19 protein-coding genes are annotated in these 21,577 nt (G+C 73.9%); 4 read left to right on the forward strand and 15 right to left on the reverse strand.

Annotated elements, in window-relative coordinates; all coding sequences use genetic code 11:
- Positions 1-44: 44 nt before the first annotated feature.
- The 4 genes from LADH09A_RS05315 to LADH09A_RS05330 all read right to left on the reverse strand — a co-directional run bounded on the left by LADH09A_RS05315 (position 45) and on the right by LADH09A_RS05330 (position 6,569).
- Positions 45-3,761 carry a S8 family serine peptidase gene (locus tag LADH09A_RS05315; protein WP_274529059.1) on the reverse strand — a complete coding sequence of 1,239 codons (3,717 nt, stop codon included), beginning with the start codon at positions 3,759-3,761 and terminating at the stop codon, positions 45-47.
- Between the two features lie 161 nt (positions 3,762-3,922).
- Positions 3,923-4,531, reverse strand: a complete 609-nt coding sequence (locus LADH09A_RS05320; RefSeq protein WP_238643604.1) for a bifunctional 4-hydroxy-2-oxoglutarate aldolase/2-dehydro-3-deoxy-phosphogluconate aldolase — start codon at positions 4,529-4,531, stop codon at positions 3,923-3,925.
- A 63-nt stretch (positions 4,532-4,594) separates the two neighbouring features.
- Positions 4,595-5,620, reverse strand: a complete 1,026-nt coding sequence (locus LADH09A_RS05325) for a sugar kinase (protein ID WP_238643605.1) — start codon at positions 5,618-5,620, stop codon at positions 4,595-4,597.
- Positions 5,621-5,708: 88 nt separating this feature from the next.
- Positions 5,709-6,569 carry a S1 family peptidase gene (locus LADH09A_RS05330; RefSeq protein WP_238643606.1) on the reverse strand — a complete coding sequence of 287 codons (861 nt, stop codon included), beginning with the start codon at positions 6,567-6,569 and terminating at the stop codon, positions 5,709-5,711.
- A gap of 172 nt (positions 6,570-6,741) precedes the next feature.
- On the opposite strand from LADH09A_RS05330, the gene LADH09A_RS05335 reads away from it, so the two are divergent.
- Positions 6,742-7,923, forward strand: a complete 1,182-nt coding sequence (locus tag LADH09A_RS05335) for a low temperature requirement protein A (protein WP_238643607.1) — start codon at positions 6,742-6,744, stop codon at positions 7,921-7,923.
- Positions 7,924-8,070: 147 nt separating this feature from the next.
- Positions 8,071-9,255 carry a low temperature requirement protein A gene (locus tag LADH09A_RS05340; protein ID WP_238643608.1) on the forward strand — a complete coding sequence of 395 codons (1,185 nt, stop codon included), beginning with the start codon at positions 8,071-8,073 and terminating at the stop codon, positions 9,253-9,255.
- A 10-nt stretch (positions 9,256-9,265) separates the two neighbouring features.
- On the opposite strand, the gene LADH09A_RS05345 is transcribed toward LADH09A_RS05340, so the two are convergent.
- Entirely contained in the window at positions 9,266-9,838 is a 573-nt protein-coding gene (locus tag LADH09A_RS05345) for a nucleosidase (RefSeq protein WP_238643609.1), read from the reverse strand.
- 151 nt (positions 9,839-9,989) lie between these two features.
- On the opposite strand from LADH09A_RS05345, the gene LADH09A_RS05350 reads away from it, so the two are divergent.
- Positions 9,990-10,424, forward strand: coding sequence for a Rieske (2Fe-2S) protein (locus tag LADH09A_RS05350; RefSeq protein WP_238643610.1), 435 nt, complete (start codon positions 9,990-9,992; stop codon positions 10,422-10,424).
- Positions 10,425-10,449: 25 nt separating this feature from the next.
- Here the strand turns inward: LADH09A_RS05350 and LADH09A_RS05355 are convergent, their stop codons facing one another.
- From LADH09A_RS05355 to LADH09A_RS05365, 3 genes are all read right to left on the reverse strand, one after another.
- Positions 10,450-13,125, reverse strand: coding sequence for an Hsp70 family protein (locus LADH09A_RS05355; protein ID WP_238643611.1), 2,676 nt, complete (start codon positions 13,123-13,125; stop codon positions 10,450-10,452).
- A gap of 104 nt (positions 13,126-13,229) precedes the next feature.
- Positions 13,230-13,688 (reverse strand): GNAT family N-acetyltransferase, encoded by a 459-nt coding sequence (locus LADH09A_RS05360; protein WP_238643612.1) that lies wholly within the window; start codon positions 13,686-13,688, stop codon positions 13,230-13,232.
- Positions 13,689-13,698: 10 nt separating this feature from the next.
- Positions 13,699-14,352 (reverse strand): TetR/AcrR family transcriptional regulator, encoded by a 654-nt coding sequence (locus LADH09A_RS05365; protein ID WP_238643613.1) that lies wholly within the window; start codon positions 14,350-14,352, stop codon positions 13,699-13,701.
- Positions 14,353-14,587: 235 nt separating this feature from the next.
- Between LADH09A_RS05365 and LADH09A_RS05370 the strand changes: the two genes are divergently transcribed.
- Positions 14,588-16,123, forward strand: coding sequence for an FAD-binding oxidoreductase (locus LADH09A_RS05370; RefSeq protein ID WP_238643614.1), 1,536 nt, complete (start codon positions 14,588-14,590; stop codon positions 16,121-16,123).
- Positions 16,124-16,144: 21 nt separating this feature from the next.
- On the opposite strand, the gene LADH09A_RS05375 is transcribed toward LADH09A_RS05370, so the two are convergent.
- The 7 genes from LADH09A_RS05375 to LADH09A_RS05405 form a co-directional block, all read right to left on the reverse strand.
- Positions 16,145-16,687 (reverse strand): DinB family protein, encoded by a 543-nt coding sequence (locus LADH09A_RS05375; RefSeq protein ID WP_238643615.1) that lies wholly within the window; start codon positions 16,685-16,687, stop codon positions 16,145-16,147.
- Between the two features lie 142 nt (positions 16,688-16,829).
- Positions 16,830-17,543: a RibD family protein gene (locus LADH09A_RS05380; protein ID WP_238643616.1), complete on the reverse strand. Its 714-nt coding sequence runs from the start codon at positions 17,541-17,543 to the stop codon at positions 16,830-16,832.
- A complete protein-coding gene (locus LADH09A_RS05385) occupies positions 17,540-18,223 on the reverse strand; it encodes a GTP cyclohydrolase II (RefSeq protein ID WP_238643617.1) in 684 nt (227 codons plus the stop codon). Before LADH09A_RS05385 ends, LADH09A_RS05380 begins: the two co-directional genes overlap by 4 nt.
- Before the next feature lie 55 nt (positions 18,224-18,278).
- Positions 18,279-19,217, reverse strand: a complete 939-nt coding sequence (locus tag LADH09A_RS05390) for a lysylphosphatidylglycerol synthase transmembrane domain-containing protein (RefSeq protein WP_238643618.1) — start codon at positions 19,215-19,217, stop codon at positions 18,279-18,281.
- A 66-nt stretch (positions 19,218-19,283) separates the two neighbouring features.
- Entirely contained in the window at positions 19,284-20,102 is an 819-nt protein-coding gene (locus LADH09A_RS05395) for a class I SAM-dependent methyltransferase (protein WP_238643619.1), read from the reverse strand.
- A complete protein-coding gene (locus LADH09A_RS05400) occupies positions 20,099-21,178 on the reverse strand; it encodes a glycosyltransferase family 4 protein (protein ID WP_372492231.1) in 1,080 nt (359 codons plus the stop codon). Before LADH09A_RS05400 ends, LADH09A_RS05395 begins: the two co-directional genes overlap by 4 nt.
- A complete protein-coding gene (locus LADH09A_RS05405) occupies positions 21,178-21,576 on the reverse strand; it encodes a 6-pyruvoyl trahydropterin synthase family protein (RefSeq protein ID WP_238643621.1) in 399 nt (132 codons plus the stop codon). Before LADH09A_RS05405 ends, LADH09A_RS05400 begins: the two co-directional genes overlap by 1 nt.
- Between the last annotated feature and the right edge of the window lies 1 nt (position 21,577).

Consider the following 21,577-nt stretch of genomic DNA (forward strand, 5'->3'; position numbering starts at 1 on the left):
CGGGATGCGCGAGGCACCCCGACCGGCGGCCGGCCACCGTGGCGTCAGCGCAGGCCGAACGCCCGGCTGATGCTCTGGCTCACGGTGTTGCCGGCGGCGTCCCGGGCGGTGGTGCGCAGGCTCACGAAGCCGGCCTTCGCCGGTGCGGCCAGCGAGGTACGCCAGCCGTCGCCGTGCCGGGTCAGCCGCTGCTTCTGCCAGGTCGCCCCGTCGTCGTAGGACACCTCGACGGTCACCGCGCCGACCGTTCCCAGGACGTCGGGCAGGTGCGAGGCGACCACGGTCAGCGGTGCCCGCCGCGACGCCCTGCCGTCGGAGTCGATGGCCACCCGGTAGTCGAGCTGGATCATCGGCAGCACCGCCGCCGACTCCGGCCCGGTGGCCGCCGAGCTGAAGGCCCACTCGGTGCGGGTCTGCCGGGAGTACGGGTTGGTCCAGGCCGCCCGGTCGTTCTCCACCACCAGCCGGTACGGCAGTCGCTGCTCGGCCAACCCGGGGACCTGGAGGTACTCGGCGTTGCCCCACCTCAGCTCCTGGTCACCCTGGTAGAGCGTGGTCCGGTTGACCTTGTCGAAGTTGCCCGACGCCTCACCGATGTGGCCGCCACCGTCGCCCCAACCGGGTGCCGGCAGGTAGAGGGTGTCCAGGTAGCGGACCGGCACGTGGCTCAGACCACCCATCCGGGGCCGCTGGATCGGCCCGAACCACTGGACGCTGCTCGCCCTGCCGGCCGGGTAGGTGGTCACGCCCATCAGGTGCTGGCCGGTCTCACCGGCGATGAACGCGTCGTCGATCCACCGCTGGTCCGCGCTGACCCAGTCGGTGCGCCGGCCCTGCGCCGGGGCGGGCTCCTGGTTGCTCGACGCCATGCCGCGCCAGACGTCGGTGCGGAACTCCAGCGCCTTGCCCTGCCGGTAGTTGCGGAACTCCACGTCCACCCGGGCCAGTTGCCGCTTCGTCGGACGGTAGGTGGGGTCGGCCGGCACCGTGCCGGTCCAGTGGTGCGCCACGTCGTACAGGTAGGTGGTCTCCGGGTGCGACTCCACGGTCAGCCGCACCGGGCCGCGCTCCAGCGCCGCGATGAGCTGGTCGCCCTCGTCGGCGGTGAGCGTCGCCACGGTCACCGGCGCCGGGCTCTCCGGGCTCCACGGCGCCTCGTCCCAGGGTTGCAGCCGACCGACGCCGTCGTTGACCACCAGCAGCAGCTTCGCCCCGGCCGCCGCCGCGGCCTGCGCCTGCGTGGCGATGTCCGCGGTGTCGCTGCGCCGGACCACCACCGCCCGGTCGCGGACCGGCCGCCTGGCCAACCCGGTCGCCGACGCGTCGGCGACGTGGACCGCGTCCAGCTGACGACGACCGGCCGGCATCGCCGGGGTCGCCCGCTTCACCAACAGATCGTCGTACGAGCGGCCGTCGGCGGAGACCGTCAGCGCCGGCTGCTCCAGGCGCCACCGGGCACCGAACTCGAACTCACCGTCGGTGACCTTACGGCTCGTCGGCAACGCCCACATGCTGTCGTACGAGTCGTCGGGCAGCACCTGACTCTCGGTGAGGCCGTTCTTCGTGGACCGGTGGATGTCCATCCGCAGCGCGCTGGCGGTGGCCTGCTGCGGCACCTCGGCCCGCACCTGCCGGGCGGCACGCGCGTCCAGGGTGACGGTGCGGTCGGTGTTCAGGTCGACGTCGGTGAAGCTGAGCATCGCCATGCCCCTGGAGCGTGGCCCGTTCACGCCGCGCACGTCGGCGGAGATCCAACCGGTCCAGCTCGCCACCGGCAGCCGCAGCGTGGCGGTGCCGCTCTCGGGCAGGTCCACGGCGGTGAACAGACCGTCGGTGGTGAGGATGACCTTGCCGGCGAGCGGCTTGCCGTCCCGGTCCTTGGCGACCAGCGTCAGGTTCTGCCGCTGGCCCTCCTTGCCGGCGCCGATCAAGGTGCGCCCACGGACCACACCGGCGTCGTCGGTGGCGACGATCATGCCGCTGACCTGCTTCTCCACTGGGAGCTTGTCGTACGCCGCGCTCAGCGTCGCGGTGGCGGTGCCGCCCGCCGGCACGGTGACCGTGTCGGTGGAGAGGGCGAAGAGGCCGGCCGGCGCGGTGGACGCGTCGAGGGCCAGCTTCAGCGTGACCGGAGTGCCGCCGACGTTGGTGTAGATGACCGTCCGGTCGACGGTCATCCCCGGCTGCTGTGGCCAGGCCTGGAAGCCGGAGTAGGCGCTGGGGGTGGCGAACACCGTGGCGTTCGCGGCGGCGACGGCGTCCACCCGACCGGCACCCGCCTGGTACGGGGTGTATCCGGGGGTGGCCCTGACCGTGCTGACCAGCGCCTCCTTGATCCGCTGACCGGTCCAGTCGGGGTGCGCGGCGGCGACCAGGGCGGCCGTGCCGGCCACGTGCGGGGTGGCCATCGAGGTGCCGCTCATCAGCGTGTAGTCCCCGGAGCCACCGCGGACGAGGTGCGAACGGGCGGCCAGGATGTCCACGCCGGGCGCGGTGATCTCGGGCTTGAGCCCGCCGTCACCCGCGCGTGGTCCCTGGCTGGAAAAGTCGGCGAGGTGGTCGGTGGAGTCGACGGCGCCCACGGTGAGCGCCGAGTCGGCGGCTCCCGGGCTGCCGATGGTGGCCGGGCCGCTGTTGCCGGCGGCGATCACGAAGAGGGCGCCGGTCTCGGCGCTGAGTCGCTCGACGGCCTGGCTCATCGGGTCGCTGCCGTCGGTGGCCTCACCGCCCAGGCTCATGCTGACGACCCGGGCCTTCTGCTCCCGGGCCGCCCACTCCATGCCGGCGATGATCCACGAGTTCTGCCCGCTGCCCTCGCTGTTGAGCACCTTGCCGACGTGCAGCCGGGCGCCGGGGGCGACGCCCCGCTCGACACCACCGGACGCGGCGCCGGTGCCGGCGATCGTCGAGGCGACGTGCGTCCCGTGTCCCTTGTAGTCGAGGATGTCCGGCTCCTCGGGCACGAAGCTGCTGGACTCGGCGATCTGGCCGGCCAGATCCGGGTGCTCGGCGTCCGCGCCGGAGTCGAGCACCGCGACGTCGACACCGGCGGCCGTGTTGCCCTGGGCCCACAACGTCGGCGCGCCGATCTGCGCGGTGGACTCGGCGAGGTCGGCGTGCACCCGGCCGTCCAGCCAGACCTTGGCGATGCCGTTGGCCAGGGTCGGGGTGCCACCGGCACGACGGGCCGAGCCGGCGGTGAGCGCCGTCCAGAACCGGTCGGCGGTGGCGCGCTGACGGGTCAGCGCCGCGCCCTGCACGCTGTCCAACGGCCGGACCAGTTCGGCGCCGTCCACGGCCGGGCGGGTGCGGTTGCGGGCGGCGGCGTCGGTCATGGTGACGATCAGCGGCAGCGCGTCGGTGTGCGCGTCGTCGTAGCCGTCGGCGATCAGCTCGGTGACGTTGAACAGCTGCCGGTCCAGCACACCACTGGTGACAAAGGACAGCGCCGCGTCCGGATAGACGTAGGTGTCGCCGTCGAGCACGGTGCGGTGGAAGCTCGGAGTGCTGCCGTCCGGCCGGCGCACGGTCGAGACCGTACTGCCGTCCGCCGCGGTGGTGACGGTGACCGTGTCGCCGGTGATCAGGGTGACGGTGGACGCGCGTCCGGCGGCGGCCGGGGGAAGCCCGGCCGGCCGGTCGGGCGTGCTCGGCGGGGCGGCGGACGCGCCTGCGGCGGGTGGGGTGAGCCCGGCCGCCAGGGTGAGGACGGCGCCGAGGGCGATCAGCCCGGGTCGGCGACGCCGGTGTGACAGAGCCAAGATGACCTCTTTGTGTCGAGGAGCGGTACGCAGCACAGCATCAATGCCACGCACACCCTCGCCACCCACCGCACCGCGACGCACCTACGCCATGGCGCAAACCCGCCACCCAAGCCTCGCCCAAGCCCTCGACCCCGGTGGCGGGGGGCGGGGGGGGTGTTTTACCGGGTTGGGCTTGTCAGGTTGGCTAGGCGGTCCAGTTGCTTCGGGTCGGACAGGGCGGAACCGACCGCCACCACCCGTACGCCGGCTTGCAGGAACGCCTCTGCGTTGGTGGCGTCCAGGCCGCCGGTCGCGACGAACCGCAGCTGCGGCAGCGGCCCGGCGACGGCCTTGAACCAGGCGGGCCCGAGCGAGATCGCGGGGAACGCCTTGAGCCAGGTGAGGCCGTGCCGCAGCGCCTGCTGGGCCTCGGTGGGGGTGGCCACACCCGGCAGGTGCGGCAGGCCACGCGCCGCGGCGGCGTCGGCGACGGCGAGGTCCAGGCCGGGCGCGACGGTGAACGCGGCACCCGCGTCGGCCGAGGCGGCAACCTGCTCGACGTCGAGCACGGTGCCCGCGCCGACGATCCGCCCGCGCTCGGCGCCCGCCTCGACGGCGGCGCGCAGAGCCGGCACCGCGTCGGCGGTGGCCACCGGCACCTCCACCACGTCGATGCCGAGGTCCCAGGCCCGCTCGGCGAGCCGGACCGTCTCGGCGACCGGCAGGCCGCGCAGGATGGCCATCACCCGGGCGCCGCCGAAGATGTGGTCGAAATCCGCTGTGGTCATGGTCCACTCCATCTGAGATCGCGGTGAGTCTGTTGGCTGCTGGCCCGGTCGGGAACCGACGACTCAGACCGGCGTCGGCGCGCCGGTCAGGTCGAGCGGCGACCAGGCCTCGTCGGGGGCGGCGAGCAGCCTCTCGAACCAGGCCCACGGCGGGACCGGGGCGTTGTCGCCGCTGCTGGTCAACGCCTGCGCCGCGACCAGGTGGCCGAGACGCAACCGCCGCACGGGATCCAGGTCACGCAGCAGCCCGGCCAGGTAGCCGGCGGCGAACGCGTCACCCGCGCCGACCGGCTCCACCACGGCCACCCGGGGCGCGGGTACGAACACCGGCTCGGCGTCGTGGCACAGCGCGGTGGCACCCACCGCGCCGTCCTTGACCACCACCGTCCGCGGTGTGGGCAACAGCCGGCGTACGGCCAGCGGGTCGGTGGTGCCCCACAGCGTTTCCGCCTCGTCCTGGCCCACGAAGACCAGGTCACAGCGGTTGGCGAGGTCGCGTAGCACCGGCGCGGCCTGCTCGGCGGGCCACAGCCGGGCCCGGTGGTTGACATCGAAGCTGACCAGTGATCCCGCCAGCGGGCGGGCGGTGACCGCGTGCTCGACCAGCGCACGGCAGGACGCGGAGAGCGCCGCGGTGATGCCGGACAGGTGCAGCACACGGGCACCGGCGAGCCCCGGGTCGGCCAGCGTCTCCGGGCTCATCCGGGAGGCCGCCGACCCAGCCCGGTAGTAGTGCACGGCGGTGCCCTCCGGGCCAGGGTCCTTGAGGTACAGGCCGGTGGGGGCGCCCGGGTCCACGACCACCTGGTCGACCCGGACGCCGGCGGCGGCGACGTGCCGGACGACGGCCCGCCCGAAGGGGTCGTCACCGACCCGGCTCACCCAGGTCGCCCGGTGCCCCAGTCGGGCCAGGTAACCGGCCACGTTGGACTCGGCGCCGCCGACCGAGACGGCGACCTGTTCGGCGTGCTCCAACGGCTCACCCGGCGCGGGGCAGAGCACCACCATCGTCTCGCCGACCGCGGCCACCTCGACCGGCGGGGAGCCGGCCGGGACGGACGCCAGGTCAGGTCGGTGGTCGGTCGGCATGGGAGCACACGTCCTCGCGGCGAGAGTCCTGGGCGCCGCCGAGCCTATGGTGTCGCTCCTGGGACGGGCAAGCCGGTGCGACCGAGGGTCAGGGCAGCGTCAGGCTGTACGCGGCCAGCACCTCCGCGATCGGCTGGTAGTAGGTGGTGCCGCCGGAGGTGCAGTTGCCGCTGCCGCCGGAGAGGATGCCGAGGATGCGGCCGGTGAAGGCCACGTAGAGCGGTCCGCCGCTGTCGCCCGGCTCGGCGCAGATGTTGGTGCGGATCAGGCCGTAGATCACGCCGGTGGAGTAGTTGACGGTCTGGTTGAGACCGGTGACCGTGCCGCACCGCACGCCGGTGGTGACACCGCTGCGACACACCGCCTGCCCGACGTACGCGTTGCCGGGGCCGTTGATGGGCAGCAGCCCGGGATAGGTGTAGACCGCGCTCGGGTGCGCGATCCGGCTGGTGTAGCGGATCAGCCCGTAGTCGTTGCCGGGGAAGCTGGTGGCGGTACGGGTGCCGAGCACCGTGGTCTGGGCGCTGTCGGCGTACCAGGTGCTGGCGGTGGTGGTGCAGTGCCCGGCGGTGACCACGTAGTAGGTGCTGCCGCTGCGCACGTTCGCGCCGAGCGAGCAGCGGGCACCGCCGCCGTAGATGCCCTGCCCGGCGGCGATCAGGGTGCGCAGGGTTCCGGGTTCGCGGCGCAGGAGCGCGCCGGCCCGGTCGGCCGTTGACCGCAGTGCCCGCAGCTCGGCGGGGGTGACGGTGTCGTCGACGGTGAGGGTCATCCGGCCGGTGGCGGGGTCGACACCCCAGGCGGTGCCGGCGGTGCGTACCCCGGCCAGCACGGCCGCCGGGTCGACGGCGGGGGCGGCGACCCGGTCGGGGGCGGCGGCCTGCGCCGCGCCGGGCGCGACGAGCAGGAGGACGGTCAGGACGAGGGCGACGAGCGGGGAGCGGCGCATCCGGGCCTCCGCGGAGATCGAGATAGATGGATGCCGCTCAGCATCGCCCGGCGTTCGAGGCCGTGGCAACCTCCGGCCGTCCTCTTCCCCGACCCGCGGGAATCGCCGATCCGGGGACGACCCGTGTCGGGGCCGCCGATAATTCCCCGGGAGACGCGGCGGGAGGCCAGGCATGACCACCACAGGGAATGCGGCGCTGGTACGCCGACTGGAGGGGTCGACCCGGGCGACGCTGCTGGAGTTGCTCTTCGACGTGGTCTTCGTCGCCGCCCTCGCACTGACATCGAAACTGTTGTCCGAAGAGCTCTCCTGGTCCGGCGGTGCCAAGCTGCTGCTGATGCTGACCGCCGTCTGGTGGACGTGGTCGGTCACCGCGACCACGACCGAGTTCTACGACCCGCAGCAACGCCCGATCCAGGCCATCCTGATGATCGCCATGGTCGGGTCGGTGGGGATGGCGGCATCGCTGCCGATGGTCAGCGTCGGGCACCTGATGCTCTTCGTGATCTCGTACGTCGGCACGCACGTGAGTCGCTGCGTCATCCTGGTCACCGCCCTGCACCGGCAGGGGCACCGGACGGCCAGGGAGCGGGCCACCCGGTTTCTCTTCTGGTTCACCGTGTCCGGCGTCTTCTGGGTCACCGGCGCGTTGTCAGAGACTCCGAACTGGGGGCTCTGGACGATCGCCATAACGATCGACCTGGTCGCCGCGGCGGCCCGCTATCCCACGCCCCGGCTGCGCCGGATACCGCTCGCCCAGTACGGGCGGACCACCGAACACCTGGGCGAGCGGTACCAACAGTTCGTCATCCTGGCCCTCGGCGACATCATCCTCTTGCCGACGCTGCAGGTCAGCCGGGGCCATCTCGACCATCTCCGGCTCGGCTCCCTGCTCTGCGCCTTCGCCACCATGCTGCTGCTCTGGCAGATCTACGTCTTCCGCGCCGGCGAGTTGTTGGTGACGGCCGGGTCCCGCGGGAGCCGGGCAACGCGGCTGGCCCCGTACACCCATCTGGTCATGCTGGCCGGCGTGGCCAGCACCGCCGCCGCCTTCGACCTGATCGTCACCAGGCCGACCGGAACGACGCCGGTGCCGTGGCTCGTGCTGATCATCACCGGTCCGACGCTGTTCGTGGTCGGCCGCGTCCTGTTCACCATGGCGGTGTCGTGGGTCAAGCCGTGGCGGCGATTCACCTGGCAGCTCCTGCCGCTGCTGGTGCTGCCGTGGGCCGGTGGCTGGCCGCCGGTGCTGGTGGCCACGATCGTGGCGCTCGGGTTGGCCGGTCACATCCTGGTTCCCGGAGCGGCCCGGGAGACCACGCCGGGCCTGCGGATGCGGCAACCGGACGACTGACCCGCCACGCTCAGCCACGGCGTCGACCGGCGCTCGCCGTGGCACCCGCCGGCCGCGGCCCTCCCCGGCGGGCGGGAATCGCCGATCCGGGGACGGGCCCCGCCGACGCCCCCGATAATCCTCGGGAGACACGGCGGGAGGCCGGGCATGACCACCGGAGGCACCGCGGCACTGATACGCCGGCCGGACGGGTCGACCCGGGCCACGCTGCTGGAGCTGCTCTTCGACGTGGTCTTCGTGGCCTCGCTCGCGCTCACCTCGACGCTGCTCGCGGAAAGCCACACCTGGTCACACGCGGCGACGGTGCTGCTGATGCTGACAGCAATCTGGTGGACCTGGTCGGTCACCTCCACCACGACCGAGTTCTACGACCCGCAGCAACGCCCGATCCAGGTGATCCTGATGGTCGCCATGGTCGGTTCGGTCGGGATGGCGGCGTCGCTGCCGATGGTCTCCGACGGACACGCGCTGGTCTTCGCGCTCTCGTACGTCGGCACGCACGTCGTTCGCGGCATCATCCTGGTCACGTCGTTGCACCGGCAACGACACCGGTCGGCCATGATCCGGGCGACCCGGTTCCTGTTCTGGTTCGTGGTGTCCGGCGTCTTCTGGATCGCCGGCGCGGTGTCCGGCACGGTGAACTGGGGCCTCTGGACCATCGCCATCACGATCGACCTGGTCTCCGCGGCGGCCCGCTACCCGACGCCCCGGCTGGGCCGGGTGCCCCTCGACCAGTACGAGCGCACCACCGGGCACCTGGGCGAGCGGTACCAGCAGTTCATCATCCTGGCCCTCGGCGACATCATCCTGGTGCCGACGCTCCAGGTCAGCCGGGGCCCGCTGGCCGGGCTCCGGGTCGCCGCGCTGTTCTGCGCGTTCGCCGTGATGCTGCTGCTCTGGCAGGTCTACGTCTTCCGGGCCGGCGAGTTGCTGGAGGCCGGGGCCGGGCCGAAGTCGGGCCGGCCGGCCCGGGTGGCTCCGTACACCCACCTGGTGATGCTGGCCGGCGTGGTCGGCACGGCGGCGTCGTTCGACCTGGTCGTCACGCGGCCGACCGGGACGACACCGGCGGGCTGGCTCTTACTGATCATGGGCGGCCCGGCGCTGTTCGTGATCGGCCGCATCCTGTTCACCCTGCTGATATCCATGGTCGTGCCGTGGCGGCGGGTGATCTGGCTGCCACTGCCACTGCTGGTGCTGCCGTGGGCCGGGAGGTGGCCACCGTTACTGGTCACCGCGATCGTGGCGCTCGGGCTCGCCGGTCACGTCCTGACCCCCGGAGAGGCCCGGGAGACCACGCCGGGCCTGCGGATGCGGCGGTTCTGGGACTGATCCCTCTCGGTCAGGCGACGTGTCGTGCGGCCCACTCGGCGAGGTCCCGGGCGCACGCGTCCACCGACTCCCGCCAGGTCCGGGCCGCGCCCTCGCCCGCCTCGTCGCTGACCTGCTTGACGACCCGGCACGGCACACCGGCCCGCGCGGCGGCCCACGCCACCGCGTACCCCTCCATGTCGACCAGGTCGGCGCGCTGCGCCAACCGGTCCCGCGCGGCGTCGTCGGCCACGAAGGTGTCACCGGTGGCCAGCACCGCGCCCTCGGTGGCCAGCGACAGCGGCGCCCCGTAGGTCTCGCCGGTGAGCGTCCGCAGCAGGTCGGTGTCCAGGTCGTGTTGGAGCACGGTGGCAACCTCGTGGATGCCGGCCCACCCGGGGCGCAATGCGCCGGCCGTACCCAGGTTGAGCAGCAGGCGGGGCCGCGGCCCGGCGGCCAGCACCGCGGCCACCGCGCTGGCGGCGTTCACCTTGCCCATGCCGGTGAGCAGCACCGGCAGGTCGGGCGGCAGGTAGCGGGCCTCCTCCCCGACGGCGAGCACCACCAGCGGACGATCGGCGCGGACCGTACCCCGAAGATTCACCGGAGCATCGTACGAGCCGGTGTCTCGGCCACCAACCGCACCCAGCCACCGCTCAGCGGGGACGCATCGCGCGTTCAGCCGGGTGCGGCAGGCTGGACCGGCGAGCAACCGGGCGTCGGTGGTCCGGTCCGCCGACGGAGAGGTGACGACGGTGTACGACGGACAGGAGTTCCTCCGTGACAACCGCTGGTGCCTGAGCCGGCGCGGTCTGCTGGCCGGGGCGGGCGCTGTCGGTGCCGCCGGGCTGTTGAGCGCCTGCGGCGCCGGTGACAGCTCGACGGGCGGTCCGGCGCCCGCTGCGGCCGGCACCGTGCTGGCCCGCACCGGGGACGTTCCGGTCGGCGGCGGCACGGTCACCGAAGGCGTGCTGGTCGTGCAGCCGGAGGCCGGCACCTTCAAGGCCTACGACGCGACCTGCCCGCACCAGGGTGTCCGGGTCGGCGCACCCCGCGACGGGGTGATCACCTGCCCCGCGCACCACTCGACCTTCTCCCCCGGCGACGGTGCCCGGCTGGGTGGCCCCGCCACGAAGGGCCTGACGGAGATCCCGGTCCGCGTCGACGGCACGAGTGTCGTACGCGCCTGATTCCCGCTCAGTCCTCGGTTCCCGCTCAGTCCTCGGCGAAGCGGTACAGCACGAAGTCCTTGTCCGCGCCGCAGGCGATCACCCGGGTGTTCCACGAGCAGGACGCGCTGCGGACGTCCTTCAGCTCGCCCAACTCGACCACCTCGCCGGATTCGGCCCAGAAGCCGGCCAGTACGCGGTTGTCCGTGACCACGCTGGGCGCCTTGGCGAAGACCAGCAGGTTGCCCTCGTCCAACCGGACCGCCACACCGCCCCGGTTGCGCAGCACCGGCTTGCCGGCGGCGTCGAAGAGGGTGACGGTCGGTTCCGGGTACTCCCGCTGGGCGAGCACCTGCTCCCCCAGCGGAACCAGGTCGGTCACGCCCGGCGCGGACCAGTGGATCGCGGGTTCACCCTCGGTCGCCGCCACCACCTCGGTGCGCGCGACGTCGTTGTTCGGCACCTGCAACAGGCAGGCCCGCCGCTCGCCGCAGGCCACCAGCCCCTTCGGGCGGTAGTCGTCGTTGCCCGCCCGGTGCAGCACCACCGGCGCCGCGTCGGAACCCAGGTCGTACGACAGCAGCTGGTACCCGCCGTCGTTGCCGGCCACGTAGAGGCGGTCCTCGTGCGCGACCACCAGGTCGTCGAGGTCGGCGACGCTGCCCCACCGGCGCAGCACCGTGCCGGACGCCATGTCGAGCAGCCGCACCGACCGGTCCGCGCCGATCTGGATCAGTCGCCGCCCCTTGCCCGTCCACGAGTTGCGGGCTGTGCCGTCGAGGAAGGCGGGCCCACCCGCCGCCTGTGCGCTGCCCACCGGCCGGACCACGGTGCGGCTGCCGTCGTACTGGTCGCGGGGGGTGGCCTCGGTCCACTTCTGGGTGCCGTTGCTCAGGCGCAGGCCGACCAGTTGCGCCGCGGTCCGGTCCACGAGCACTGCCGTGTCGTCGGCGAAGAAGACGTCGTCGTCACCGCGGACCGCCCGCTGCCAGCGCTGCGCGCCGGTGCGAGCGTCGAGCACGGCCAGCGGGCGGAGGGTGCTGTCGCCGGGCGCGTCGCCGAGGACCGCGACCGCCCCCGGGACGGCGATGATCGCCTCCCAGCCGTCGGCCCGCGCGTCGGTCTGCTCACGCCACAGCTCGTCGCCGGTGCCGGCGTCGACGGCCACCACCTCCAGCCGGTCGTCGGGCAGCGCGAACCCGAGGTAGGCCCGGTCGCCGAGCACCGCCGTCCACATGTCGGTTGGCCGCTCCGCGCCGGCCGCCGGCCGGGACAGCTCACGCAGCGACCTGAACTCCAGATCGGGATAGCGGTCCCGGGTCAGGTAGATCGTCGTCGCGGCGCCCACCCCGACCAGGGCCAGCACCGCGCCGAGCACCACCCAGCGCGCCCGCCGCCAGCGCGGTCCACCCGCCGGCGGGGCCGGAGTCACTCCGGCCCAGCCCGGCCCGGCAGGCGGGGTCGACCCCGGCCAGGGCTGCGACGGTACGACCGGCGCGGGCGGGCCCACCGGGCTCGGTGCGGGCGGGTTCGGTGCGGGCGGTGCCAGCGGTGGTCCCGCGTACGCCGGGGCGAGCAGCGGCTTGCGCAGCGGCAGGTCGGTCAGCGCGCCCTCGGCCACCGGCAACTCCGGCTGGTCCAGCACGGTCGGGGCGACCCCCAGCTCGGCGTGCAGCATCCGGGCCACCAGGGGGATCCGCGAGGAGCCGCCGACGAGGAACAGCCCGGCGAGCTGGTCGGGGCCGAGGCCGGCCGCGGCGATCACCTCCCGGGCCCGCTCCACCGCCCGACGCAACAGCGGCGTGGCCGCCCGCTCGACGTCCGCCCGGGTCAACTGGACCGTCTCGGCCACCCCCGGCACGGCGACCGGGGCGAGCGAGGAGCGGGACAACGTCTCCTTCGCACCCCGTACCTCGTCCCAGAGCCGCACCTGGTCGCGGCGCTGCGCCGGGTCCGCCGGGCGGACCAGCCGGGCCCACTGTGCGGCGTGCCGCTCACCGACCAGCTCACCGACCCGCCGCACCAGGGCGGCGTCGAGGTCCAGGCCGCCCAGGTCGGGCAGGCCACCGTCGGCGACCACGCGGAACCCGGAATCGCCCCACGGGTCGGCGCCCTCGTTGCGCAGCACCGCGACGTCGAGCGTGCCGCCACCGAAGTCGAACACCGCGATCGCGCCGCCGACCGGCACCGGACGATGCAGCACCTGCGTGTAGTAGCGGGCGGCGGCCACCGGCTCCCGCAGCAGCCGGGTGCCCGGCGGCGTCGGCCCGGCCAGGGTGTGCTCGGCCACCTGCGGCCAGCCGGCCAGCAGCAGGGCGTCGGCGAGCACCTGCCGTCGCGTCGCGTCCCAGGCGGCCGGGCAGGTGAGAACGGCCGGGGGCAGGAAGCCCACGGTGCCCACCGCGGCCCGCGCGACCGACGCCAGCACCGCGGCGAGGAGGTCGGCCGGCGGGTACGAGCGGTCGCCGAGAACGACGGTCGGCTCGTCCACCCGGCGCTTCGGGTTCGCCTCGAACCGGGCCGGGTCCGCCTGCGCCAACCGCCGGGCGTCCCACCCGGTGTGCAGGGTGCCGTCCGGGTCGGCGTACACGGCGGAGGGGCTGAGCGGTTGACCGTCCATCAACAGCGGCCGGGTGCGCCCGTCGGGCCAGCGCAGCACCGCGACCGTGTTGGACGTACCGAGGTCGACGCCGAGGGCGAAACCCTCGTGCTGGCCTGCCATCTGCCCGATACCTCCGCCGCGACGAGGGGAACCCGACCCCGCATCGTACGCAGGCCGCGCCGCCGCGCTGACCACTCGGTCAGCAGACGGTCGGGGCCGTCCGCTCAGTGCGCGGAAAGCTCGCCGACGACCTCACCGTCGCTGCTCTCCCCGGTGGGGCGGAACCCGAGCCTGAGGTAGAACTGCTCCGGGCCGTCCGTCCCCGGGTGCCACGTCGTGAAGACGCGGTCGTGCCCTCGTCTGCGAGCTTCCGCGCGGACGGCGTCCACCGCGAAGCGGCCGTACCCCCGACCCTGCTGCTCGGCGGCGATGTTCAGCCGCCACAGGCCCGAGCGCCGGTCGTCCGGGCGGGCCGGGTCCCACACGATGTCGAAGAAGCCCATCAGGAAGCCGACGATCTCGTCGCCCTCGACGATCAGACGCGGCCACGCGACGTCGGGCTGCGCGTACGCCTCGGCGAGGGACCAGGCGACCGGGGACGAGAACTTCTCCTGGTCCGGCCGGACGCTGACCCGGCAGGCGGCTTCGACGTTGTCCGGGGTGATCTGTACGAGTCGTGGCACGCCAGCCACCCTATCGAGCCGGGTCGGGCAGCAGCCCGTCGAGCAGCCGTCGCAGGCCGAACTGGAACCAGGTGTCGAGGTCCGTGTCGGGTGTGGTCCGACCGGCCGCCGCCAGCCATGGTCGGACCTGGGTGCGGCCGGTCCGCTCCAGCCGCGAACGGGTTGCCGACCGCCAGGTCTGGTAGGTGGGGTCGGCGGGGTCGTGCCGGATGAGCAGGGCCATGCCCTGGATGTAGCCGCTGAGGACCAGGTAGGCACGAAACGCCTCGGCGGGGTCGTACCCGGCGCTGGTGAACGCTGCCACCACCCGGTCGACCATGGTGAGCACGGCCGGGCCGGTGGGTGGCCGGTCGGTGGCGAGGACGGCCAGCAGCCAGGGGTGACGGCGGTACATCGTCCACTCGTCGCCGGCCAACTGTTCGAGCTGCTGACGTGGGTCGCGCGGCAGTGGCGCGGTGGGTATGCCGGTGGCGGTGATCTGCTCGGCCATCGCGCTGAGGAGTTCGGCCCGGTTACGGACGTGCCGGTACACGGTGTGGGCGGGCAGGGCGGCGCGGTCGGCGAGGACCCGCATGGAGACCAGGTCCAGGCCCCCGGAGTCCGCCAGCTCGACGGCCAGGCGCACCAGCCGTTCGCGGGGCTCACCACCGGTGGGCGGAGGCACCTCGGGGAGGCGACGCGTCCTGGCGGTGGGGCCGTGGTCGCGGCGCCGGCGGTAAGCACGGGCCTGGCAGCGGCGGGAGCAGTAGCGACGCGGACGCCCCCGGCCCGAGCCGACGGGCAGGTTGGTCTCGCACTCGACACACCGGACGGTGAGCACCGCCGCACCCCTTTCGTCACGGCACGTGGTGTGACGAAAGTACTGCACACCGTCGGCCGGCGACGACAGGATCGACGGCATGAATCCGCCCAGCCGCAGGGACCTGCTCCGCGCCGGCGCAGTCACCTCTGCCGCCGTCCTCTGTCCGTCCCCGGCCGCCGCATCCCCGCCACCGCCAGCGGACTGCGCGCCACCGCTCGGCCCGGTCCGGGTGCTCCCGGACGACCCCCGGTACGCGGACCTCGTCCGCCGCGGCAACCGCCGGTTCGTCGGCCGACCGGACGAGGTGCGTGTGGTGGGCTCGACCGACCAGGTCGTCTCGGCCGTGCAGGACGCGGTCCGCACCGGCCGGCGGGTGGCGGTGCGGGGTGGCGGACACTGCTTCGAGGGGTTCGTGGACGACCCGGCGGTCCGCATGGTGATCGACCTGTCCGGTCTGACCGAGGTCTACCACGACCCGCGGGGGCACGGCTTCGCCGTCGAGGCGGGCGCGACGCTCGGCGAGGCGTACCGCCGGCTCTTTTTCGGTTGGGGGGTGACCCTCCCGGGTGGATCGTGCCCGGGAGTGGGCGTCGGCGGCCACGTCGCGGGCGGCGGTTACGGCCGCCTCTCCCGGGTGCACGGCCTCGTGGTCGACCACCTGTACGCGGTCGAGGTGGTCGTCGTGGACCGCGGCGGCACCGCCCGGGCGGTGGTCGCCACCCGCGAGCCGACGGATCCGCACCGTGACCTGTGGTGGGCGCACACCGGTGGCGGTGGGGGCAATTTCGGCGTCGTCACGCGTTACTGGTTCCGGTCGCTGCCCACGCCGCCCGCGCGGCTGCTGGACTTCACCGTCACCTGGCCGTGGGCCGGCATGGACGAGCGCGGCTTCCACCGGCTCGCCGGCAACTTCGGCCGCTGGTGCGCCCGCCACAGCGGGCCCGACTCCCGGGCCAGACACCTGTACGCCGAACTCATCCTGTCCCGTCCGCAGGCCGGCGGCCACACCCTCAGCGGCCAGGTCCCGCACGGCAGCCGACACCTGTTCGACGAACTCCTGGTGGCGCTCGGTGACGGTCTCGACGTCACGCCGACCGTCTCCGCCCAGACGTTGCCCTGGCTGGCCGCGACGCTCGGCGGCGAGAACGACGACGGCAAGGGCTGGCGGCTGAAGGTCAAGTCCGCGTTCCACCGCGCGGCCCTGAGCGATCGGCAGCTGCACGCCGCCTACCGTCACCTCACCCGCACCGACACCGACCTGCCCGCCGGCTCGGTGAGTCTGAACACCTACGGCGGGGCGATCAACGCCGTGCCGCCGGCCGCCACCGCCGCCACCCACCGCAGCGCGTCGATGGTGCTGTTCTACCTGGCGGGCTGGGCCGACCCGGCCGCGGACTCCCGGCACCTGGCCTGGATCCGCGAGTTCTACCGCGACATGTACGCCGACACCGGCGGCATACCCCCGGACGGCGCGTACGTCAACTACCCCGACGTCGACCTCCGGACCGCGAGCCGGCCCTGGTCCGAGCTCTACTACGGCCCCAACTACCCGCGGCTGCAACAGGTCAAGGCCCGGTGGGACCCGCGCGACGTCTTCCACCACGACCTGTCGGTCCGACCACCCGGCCGCTGACCTCATGTTCGCGGCGTCGGCCTACCCTCGGGCGGCCGGACCGGTCCGTGCGGCACGGAGCAACCGGAGCTGACCGATCTCCGCGGCGTTCTTCATCAGTTCGGCGTTGACCCAGGCGATCGTGTGCGTGACCGTGTGGTCGGTCGTGTCCGGCCAGGGGAACATCGCCGGCCCGTCCAGGTCTGCGTCGCTGAGCTGGTCGAGAAGGCCCAGCCACTCGGTGCGCAGGCCCCGCAGCCAGGCGATGGTCGGCTCGCCCGCGCCGGGCCAGGCCACGGCCGCGCGCTGCCGTGGTGGCACTCCTCGGAGATGATCCGTCGTCACCGTCCACCACCAGCCGATGTGCCAGGTGAGCCAGCCGATCGTCGGCACCGGGACCGGGTCCGGTTCGGTGTCGGCCCAGTCCGGGGTCCAGGTGCCGTCGGCGCCGCGCCGGACCGACCAGCAGTGCCCGGCCGGCTCCCAGAGGAAGTCGTCGGCGTCGAGTCGTTCGAGGTGGTACTCGAACAGCGCCCAGGTCAGGTCGAACTGCCAGCGCAGGAGGGCAACGGACGGTACGGGCATTCGAGGATTCTGTCGGGGCAGTGGCGTCGCCGTCGACAGAATAAGCACTCACCGACCCGACCGGTGTGGGCGTGCTGACGGTGCGGCATCGTGAGGCCGCGCCGTCAGCACGCCGGCTGCGCCGGGCGGGCCGGCGCGACGATCAGGAGGCGGTGTCGGGGCAGCGCGCGGAGAGGGCGTAGCGGAGCAGGACCACGTCGCCGATCTGCCGGGCCTCGGCCAGCCGGGCGCGACGGCCCGGGTGCCAGGGAAAGTGACCCTCGCCGACGAACCGGGGCGCCCGCCCGTCGCCGACGAAGAACGGGGCGACCACCAGGTGCAGCTCGTCGGCGAGACCGGCGGCGAGGAACTGGGCGTGCACCGTCCCGCCGCCCTCCACCATCAGCCGCCGTACGCCCCGCGTGGCCAGGTCGGTCAGCAGCCATCCCGGGTCGACCGGCTCGCCCGCGTCGATGACGGTGGCCAGGCGACCGAGGCGCTCCCGGGTCTTCTCGACCGCGTTGGTGGCGCAGTAGACGAGCCGGGTCGAGTCACCGGCGGTGAAGAAGCGGGCGGCCGGGTCGAGGTCGCCCTGGGCGGTCAGGGTGACCTTGGTGGGCGATTCGGGTCGGCCGGACGCGGCCCGCTCGGCCCGCCGACTCGGCGAGCGCACCAGCAGCCGCGGGTCGTCGCGGCGGACGGTGGCCGCGCCGACGAGGATCGCGTCGCAACTGGCCCGGACCGCGTCGACGCGGTCCAGGTCGTCGTCGTTGGACAGCAGCAACCGTTGCTCGGAGGCGTCGTCGATGTAGCCGTCGATCGAGGCGGCGCAACTGAGCAGCACGTATGGCCGCGGGGGCTCCGGCCGGCAGCTCATCGGGGGGCAGCCCGGTCGCCGGTGCCACTCGCGAGTGCTTCCGCCGCCTCGGTCTCCGCCGCCTTGGCCGCCTTGGCCGCCAGGTAGTCGGCGTTGGCCGGGGACAGGAACACGCTGGTGGGCACCCGCTCGACGACGTCCACGCCCAGCCGCGTCAACTGCTCGGCCTTGTCCGGGTTGCTGCTGAGCAGTCGGATCCGCGGCACGTCCAGCGTGGCCAGCATCTGCGCGGCGGCGGTGTAGTCCCGCTCGTCCTCGCCCCGGCCCAGCGCCACGTTGGCCTGGTAGGTGTCCAGCCCGGCGTCCTGCAACGCGTACGCGTCGAGTTTGGCGTACAGACCGATGCCGCGGCCCTCCTGACGCAGGTAGAGCAGGAAACCGCCGGCTTCGGCGATCCGCTGCACCGCCTCGCGCAACTGCGGCCCGCAGTCGCAGCGTTGGCTGCCGAACACGTCGCCGGTCAGGCACTCGCTGTGCGGGCGGACCAACGGGGGCTCTCCCCCGGCGGCGAGCCGGTCGAGCGCGCCCGCCCAGTCGCCGAGGCCGAGGGCGAGGTGCTCCCGGCCGTCCACCAGGCCCTTGAACGAGAACACCCGGACCGTCGTGGTGTAGCCGTCGGGAAACGTCAACGGCACCGTGACCTGCGTGCGGATCGTGGCGACCGGCAATGCTTCGGGCATGGGACTCCTCTGTCCGGCGTCACCGAGCGCGGCGACGCGTACGTCTCACAACCGATCAACAACCGCCGGCGGGGGCGGCTTCCCGGGCGGCGGCCGGAACTCGGTTGCGCCGGGCCAGCAGCACGGCGGCTCCGGGCAGGCTGGCGACCAGGATCAGTGCACCGTAGACGGTGGCGGTGGCGACGCCCTCGGCCGCGCTGAGGCCGGCCGCGCCGAACACCCAGGCGGCCACCCCCTCGCGGGGGCCGAAACCGGCGACGTTCAACGGCAGGCCCATGGCGAGCAGGGCGAGCAGCGTCAACGGCAGCAACCGCGACAGCGGGGCGTCCGACCCGGCGGTCCGTGCCGCCACCAGGAAGGTGGCCAGGTGACCGGCGACCATCACCGCGGAGGCGATCAGCACGCCGAGCCAGGTGCGCCGGGCCAGGAGCCCGGACCGCACGTCCGCCACGGCGGTGCGCACCGCCCGCGCCCAGCGCGAGGGGCCGGCGTTCGGCACGACCCGGGCCAGCAGCACGGCGACCAGCCCGCCCGCGACCAGCAGCGCGGCGGCGACCGGCAGGTACGGGCGCACCGGCGACGGAAACGCCGCGAGCACCACCAGTGCGACGCCGAGCAGCACCACCTGCCCGGCGGTACGTTCCCAGACCACCGCGCGGATCCCCCGGCTGACGTCACCGGCGTCCCGGCCGTGGCGGACCGCCCGGTGCACGTCGCCGAGCACCCCGCCGGGCAGGGTGGCGTTGAGGAACACGGCCCGGTAGCAGTGCGCCACGGCGGTCGCCAGCGGCAGCCGCACACCCAGGCCACCGGCGACCAGACTCCACCGCCACGCCGCGCAGACCGTGGTGAGCACCCCGATGACCAGCGCCGCAGCCAACGCCGGCGCGTCGATCAGTCGCACCCCGGCGAGGAACGGGCCGGTGCCCACCTGCCACAACAGGACGGCGAGCAGACCCACCCCACCGACCACTCGTGCCCAGGCCCAGAACATCGGCGTCGGCCCTCCCCTTGAAGATCGTCCACTTGCCCTAGTCCACGTACCCAGGGCGTGAACGGTTCATCCGTCGGCGAGGAGGTCTGCGTGCTCGACCAGCACGGTGAGTCGCCCGGCCGCCGCGTCGGCCAGCCGACGTCGGGCGTACGCCTCGGCCGGTCCGGCCAGGTCGGGACGCTGCTCACAGGCCGCGCCCACCCAGCCCCGCAACCACTCGGCGACCAGATCGGCGTGCTCCGGGCCGAGCCGCCACGGGCTGGGCCGTTCCCGCACGTCCACGCCCCGCCGGGCGAACGCGGCGGCGGTGGCGGCGACGGCGTCCGGGCCGAGCAGCCGCCGGCCGTCGACGGTACGCCGTTGGTGGTCGTTGAACGCGGCCTCGACCACCACGTCCAGCGGGTCGGTGGGGGTGAACCGGACCCGCCCGGTCACCGAGAGGGCGAAGAGCGTCGGACGGCCCACACAGGCCGCCACCACCCGCTCGATCTCGTCGGCGCTGAGCATGTCCAGCAGCGCGGACGCGGTGACCAGGGAGGCGTCGGCCAGGTCGGCGGCGTCGAGCCGGGTGAGGTCACCGCAGCGGGTGCTCACGGTGACCGGGGCACCATCGGCGGCGGCCACCCCGGCCATTCCCTCGGCGGCACGGGCCAGCAGGTCGGCGTCCCGGTCGTGCAGCACCCAGTGCTGCGGGCCGGACAGACGGGGGGCCACCCAGCGGCTCATCGAGCCGGTGCCGCTGCCCAGGTCGTGGATCACCGTCGGGGCGTCACCGGCCAGCCGGGGGCGAACGGCGTCCAGCAGGTCCTCGGCGCGCGCCGCCGCGTCGGCCGGCTCCCGCAGTCGCAGCCAGTCGGCGAACGGCAGGGTCTCCTCGACGGTCATCCCGCCACCTCCTCCAGCGCGGCGGCCAGCGACGCGGTGGTCACCGGCCAGTCGGTCAGGGTGTCGCGTCGGGCCAGAGCGGCACGCCGCAGCCGGGCCCGCAGCGGTTCGTCGGTCAGCCAGCGGGTCAACGCGTTGGCCAGCGCGGCCGGGTCGTCCGGTGCGACCAGCAGGCCCGGACGGTCACCGCCGGGCGCGTGGCCGAGCGCCTCCGGCAACCCGCCGACCTCGGTGGCCAGCACCGGCAGGCCGCGGGCCAGCGCCTCGGTGACGACCATCCCGTACGTCTCTCCCCGCGACGGCAGCACCAGCAGGTCGGCGTCGGCGTACGCGGCGTCCAGCGCCGCACCGGTCAGCGGCCCGGCGAGTCGCACCCGCTCGGTGAGGCCCGCGCCGGCGAGCCGTTCCCGCAGCCGCCGCACGAGATCCGGTTCTCGGGCCAGGGTGCCCGCGCACACCATCGTCCAGCGCAGCCCGACCAGCGTGGACAGCGCGTCGACCAGCACGTCGTGCCCCTTGTGACGGGTGACGGCCGCGACGCAGAGCAGCCGGTCGCCGGTGACCGAGCCGGGCGTCGGAGGTGCCGGGCGTACCCCGGGAGGGGCCGCCCGGATCCGGTCGGCGAGCGCCGGATGGCGCGTCACCAGGTGACGACGGGTCCACTCGCTGGTGGTGACGACGGCCCGGGCGGTGCCCAGCGCCCGGGCCTCCGCCTCGTCGTCGAACGGCAGGTGCACGAGAACGGCCAGGCGCAGCCGGCGGGCGTGCGGGACGAGTAGGTCCGGCACTGCCGAGGCGATCAGGCCGTCGAGCAGCACCACGGCGTCGTCGGGCGTGGCGTCGAGCAGCCCGGCGAGCGTCACCCGGTCGACCGGGTCGGCGTCCGGCCACGCGCCGGGCACCGGGTGCTCGCGCACCGACCAGCCGTGCTCGCCGAGGCCCGCGCAGACCCGTCGGTCGTAGGTGTTGCCACCACTGGGGGTGGCCGAGTCGTCGATGTCACCGGGCAGGAGGACGTGCACCGTGCGGCCGGTCGTGTCCGACCCGCCGGCGGGCGCCGTCCGGCCGGCATCGATCACAGCGAGCGCTCGTAGCTGGCCCAGGCGATGTGCGACTCGTGCAGGGTGACGGTGATGCCGCTGAGGTCGCGCGCCCCCGCGCCCAGGTCACCGGCGTGGACCCGCTCGGCCAGTCGGTCCGCGATGGTGCGGGCCAGCACCTCGGTGGTGGTGTTCACCCCGGCGAAGGCCGGCTCGTCGTCGAGGTTGCGGTAGGTCAGGTCGCCCAGCACGGCCCGCAGCTGCTCGGTGGCCAGCCCGATGTCGACCACGATCCCGTCGGCGTCCAGGTCGGGCCTGCGGAACGTCGCGTCCACCACGAAGGTGGCCCCGTGCAGGCGCTGGGCCGGGCCGAACACGTCGCCCCGGAAACTGTGGGCGATCATCATGTGATCCCGAACGGTCACGCTGAACACG

The organism is Micromonospora cabrerizensis, from assembly GCF_022230955.1.
Taxonomy (GTDB): Bacteria; Actinomycetota; Actinomycetes; order Mycobacteriales; family Micromonosporaceae; genus Micromonospora; species Micromonospora cabrerizensis.